The following is a 3,627-nucleotide window of genomic DNA, read 5'->3' as shown; positions in this document are numbered from 1 at the left end:
GGTAGTGTCTCAGTTTGAAATCTGACGCCGCGAACGCGGTTGTCGCGCCGGGGCTCGAACTCCTATATGCTTAACGGAAAGCATGGGAGGCAAGAATGGAGAGTGCAATCGGCTTTCTGCCGTATTTGATACTCGTAGCGCTGACGATCATTCCATCCTGGAAATTGCTTGGCCGCGTCGGGATGACCACAGCATGGGCGTTGCTATGCTTCCTGCCTCTTGGCTTTATCCTCGTTATGTGGATTGTCGCTTATCGCAGATGGCCGCTCGCGGAGACTGAATGATGCCAACCGGACCTAAAGGCCAGAAGCGCCCTGCCGACGTTATCGGCAATGCCGTGAAGGTCATGCGCATTGCGACCGGCGAGGACAAGGACGAAACGCCCGACGACGGCAAGGACGCTGCCGCGAAAGAGCTTGGCGCGAAGGGTGGCAAGAAGCGCGCCGCCAACCTGTCACCGGAGCGGCGCGCGGAGATTGCGCGGAAGGCTGCGCAGAAGCGGTGGAGCAAGGGCTAAACTGCCGCTATTCTCCCTTGGTAGATTCGTTTCGAGAGCACCTTGGTGTTTCGATACCCCTGACTTTCGGCTTCGACGGAGAAAACTGCATCGTTGTCGATTCCGACCTGCATCGCTTGAATGACAATAGCGGTCGGCGATTTGGCCGAGAGTTCCTTAAACTTAACCTGAAATTTTGCGAAAACCTTCTCATCCAACTTGATCCGCAGCGAGATGTCCTGATTACCTTCCACTTCGGGTAGGTATTCAACATACAGCCCGAGATGGAGCCGCGCAGGCATCTGCTGCACCACGATGTCTCCAGAAAAGACGTTGACCAACGTGTGCTTGTTGCGCTCGCCTTTAGCGGCGAACTCGCACACTATCGCGTTGCCGAATTTAAGCAGCTTTGCCACAGTTTATCCGTTCCCAACCTGGCAAACGGTAGGTTCCACCGACGACGACGCACTGTCCGAAAAACTTCCCTGCTGCCCTGAAATAACAGCAGAACCGCTCACCGGCAGGGATGCTAAGTGGTGAACATTTGATTTTGCCCGGTCGGCATGAAACGCGACTCTGTAGTCCATTTCAGCATCGATAGCGAAAAGCAGGTTACTTACTGTATCTAAGGTCCAGTTGCCTGGACCAGAAAGCCAACGCGATACCTGCGACGGCTTTCTACCAATTCTCTTGGCAATCTCGACGCGCGTAACGCCTTGGTGCTCGGCAGCCTTTTCCAGCGCCTCAATGACGACGTCATAGACGCGGTTCTTATTCCGCTCCGCGTACAGGGCGGCTTCATAATTGTAGCTCATAACGGCACCTTTATTTTTCTCCCTGCGTTGAACGTGATGTAACTCTCGTACCGAAAATCAGGTGGGGCAGAGAAGGGTTCCGGTAGCCCCGCGTCTCGCCAATGATCTTCACATACAAGTTTGTGGTACTCAAACTGCGCCGACCACATGCCGCCAAGTTGGTCGCGTCTTTCAATGTGAGTGCCAACGAAGACATCAGGCATGGCAAACCGTCCGAACACCCTGAGAGACGGCCTTGGCTTACGACTCCTCAGTTCCCAATGTTCGTATTTTGGAGGTTGAAGCTGTTTCACAAGGTTATCCGTAACCCTTCTACCCTCAATGAAGTGGCTAATTGCCGCCTCCAAAGTAGCCCACCGTCGTCTCTCTCTCTCATCATTGCTAGATCGGCCCAGTCGGATTGCCTCCTGTAATGGCACGCACATCAGGAAAGCTCGCGGTTCACCGGCCCATGAAGTTATGGGCCGGGCAGCGATAAGCTTGCCATTCCGTTTCGCCTCAGCTATCGCATCGGACATTAACATAAATGTTAATTCTCGCCCTCGCAATGGGATGCTTGCAAAAATATCTGAAGGAGGCAGCAAACGCGAATCCGATTGAAACTGCACTTAATATGCTTGACATTAAGCATAAAAGTTCACATATTAGGGGCATGAACAAACTGCCTCTGAAAGCCCGCGTCCAAATCCTCTCCATGCTCTGCGAGGGATCGTCCATGCGTTCGATATCTCGTGTGTGCGACGTGTCCATCAACACGGTTTCGAAGCTACTCGTTGACGCGGGAACGTTCTGCGCTGCGTTGCACGACCGCGAAGTCCGGAACGTGAAGGCAACGCTCGTCCAGTGCGACGAAATCTGGAGCTTCACGGCAGCGAAGCAGAAGAACGTCGCCAGCATGAAAAACCCGGTGGAAGGCGCTGGCGACACGTGGACCTGGACCGCGCTGGATAGCGAAAGCAAGCTCATCATTTCGTGGCTGGTCGGCGGGCGTGATGGCGAGTACGCGCTGGCCTTCATGGACGACGTGAAGGACCGCCTCGCCAATCGCGTCCAGCTCACGACCGATGGACACAAGGCGTACCTCAACGCGGTCGAGGAAGCGTTCGGCGCCGATATCGACTATGCGATGCTCGTGAAGATGTACGGCGAACCAGAAGGCCGAGCCGTCCCGCAAGAGCGCCGCTATAGCCCCGCCGTCTGCACCGGAGCCCGCAAGACGAAGATCGAAGGCAACCCCGATCCGGCCTTCGTCAGCACGTCACATGTTGAGCGCGCCAACCTGACGATGCGCATGGCAAATCGCCGCTTTACCCGCCTCACGAATGCGTTCTCGAAGAAATTTGAGAACCACGTGCATATGGTTGCGATTTACACGGTCTGGTATAATTTCATCAAAATGCACAAGACGCTGCGCATGACGCCCGCAATGGCCGCTGGCGTGACGGAGAAGCTCTGGACCATGGACGATCTCTGCGGCATGATGGATGCGGTTGCGCCAAAACCAGGGCCGCGCGGCCCTTACAAAAGGCGGGGGTAATTTTGTCGCAACCTTTCTCGTTGACAATTCGTTATAGTGTGCGCACTTATGGTGCGTCATTAGCCCCCCGTCGGACCTGGCTGGAAACAGCCCCCGGCGGGGTTTCCATTTTCGGGGTCGCTCATGGCAGATGAACCCCAAATAAAGCACGCGATGGCATTTATTGACGGCCAAAATCTTTATCAGCATGCGAAGGATGCCTTCGGGCACCATCATCCCAATTACGATCCGATCAAACTTCACGATGCAGTTTGCGCGCTGCATGGTTGGAAGCCGAATTTGGTCCGCTTCTACACCGGGGTTCCGAGCGCGTTAGAAACTCCGATGTGGGCTGGCTATTGGGCCAATCGTGTTCTGCAAATGAAGCGTGCAGGGATACACGTTACTACGCGTCCACTGCGGTATCGCAAGGAAGAGGTTGCGGGCGGAGACGGCGCTAAAAAGATAGTCACCACTCCACAGGAAAAGGGAATCGATATTCGGCTGGCGCTTGATGTCGTCTCAACGGCTCGAACAAAACAGTGGGATGTCGCGGTCATTTTCAGCCAAGACCAAGACCTTGCGGAAGTGGTTCAAGAGGTCCGTGCCATTGCCAAAGAGCAGGATCGTTGGCTGCATATCTGTTGCCCATTCCCATCAGGGCCAAATGCAACGTCGGGACGCGGAATCGATAAGACCACGTGGTGTAAGATGGATCAGACGTTTTATGATGCCTGCATAGACTCTACGGACTACCGGCCCCGCCATGCGCCGTAGGTTTTCAAACTGAGACACTACCC

At 54.9% G+C, this 3,627-nt stretch carries 6 protein-coding genes; 4 read left to right on the top strand and 2 right to left on the bottom strand.

Going from position 1 to position 3,627, the window contains the following annotated elements:
- Positions 1-95 precede the first annotated feature (95 nt).
- Positions 96-284 (top strand): hypothetical protein, encoded by a 189-nt coding sequence (locus GN330_RS23350; RefSeq protein WP_156716169.1) that lies wholly within the window; start codon positions 96-98, stop codon positions 282-284.
- Entirely contained in the window at positions 281-517 is a 237-nt protein-coding gene (locus GN330_RS23345) for an RNA-binding protein (RefSeq protein ID WP_343041096.1), read from the top strand. The genes GN330_RS23350 and GN330_RS23345 overlap by 4 nt, the downstream gene beginning before the upstream one ends.
- Here GN330_RS23345 and GN330_RS23340 read toward each other — a convergent pair.
- Positions 514-912 (bottom strand): hypothetical protein, encoded by a 399-nt coding sequence (locus GN330_RS23340; RefSeq protein ID WP_156716167.1) that lies wholly within the window; start codon positions 910-912, stop codon positions 514-516. The two genes, GN330_RS23345 and GN330_RS23340, sit on opposite strands and share 4 nt — an antisense overlap.
- 3 nt (positions 913-915) lie before the next feature.
- Positions 916-1,311 (bottom strand): helix-turn-helix domain-containing protein, encoded by a 396-nt coding sequence (locus tag GN330_RS23335; protein WP_156716165.1) that lies wholly within the window; start codon positions 1,309-1,311, stop codon positions 916-918.
- Between the two features lie 652 nt (positions 1,312-1,963).
- On the opposite strand from GN330_RS23335, the gene GN330_RS23330 reads away from it, so the two are divergent.
- Positions 1,964-2,848 (top strand): DDE-type integrase/transposase/recombinase, encoded by an 885-nt coding sequence (locus GN330_RS23330; protein ID WP_210252330.1) that lies wholly within the window; start codon positions 1,964-1,966, stop codon positions 2,846-2,848.
- Between the two features lie 123 nt (positions 2,849-2,971).
- The gene (locus GN330_RS23325) at positions 2,972-3,604 is read left to right on the top strand and encodes an NYN domain-containing protein (protein ID WP_156716163.1); all 633 of its coding nucleotides are present in this window, start codon (positions 2,972-2,974) and stop codon (positions 3,602-3,604) included.
- Positions 3,605-3,627 lie beyond the last annotated feature (23 nt).

The sequence above is a fragment of the Nitratireductor arenosus genome (assembly GCF_009742725.1).
Taxonomy (GTDB): domain Bacteria; phylum Pseudomonadota; class Alphaproteobacteria; order Rhizobiales; family Rhizobiaceae; genus Mangrovimarina; species Mangrovimarina arenosa.
The sequence above is the reverse complement of the archived record's forward strand: the minus strand, read 5'-3'. Positions and strand labels throughout refer to the sequence as shown.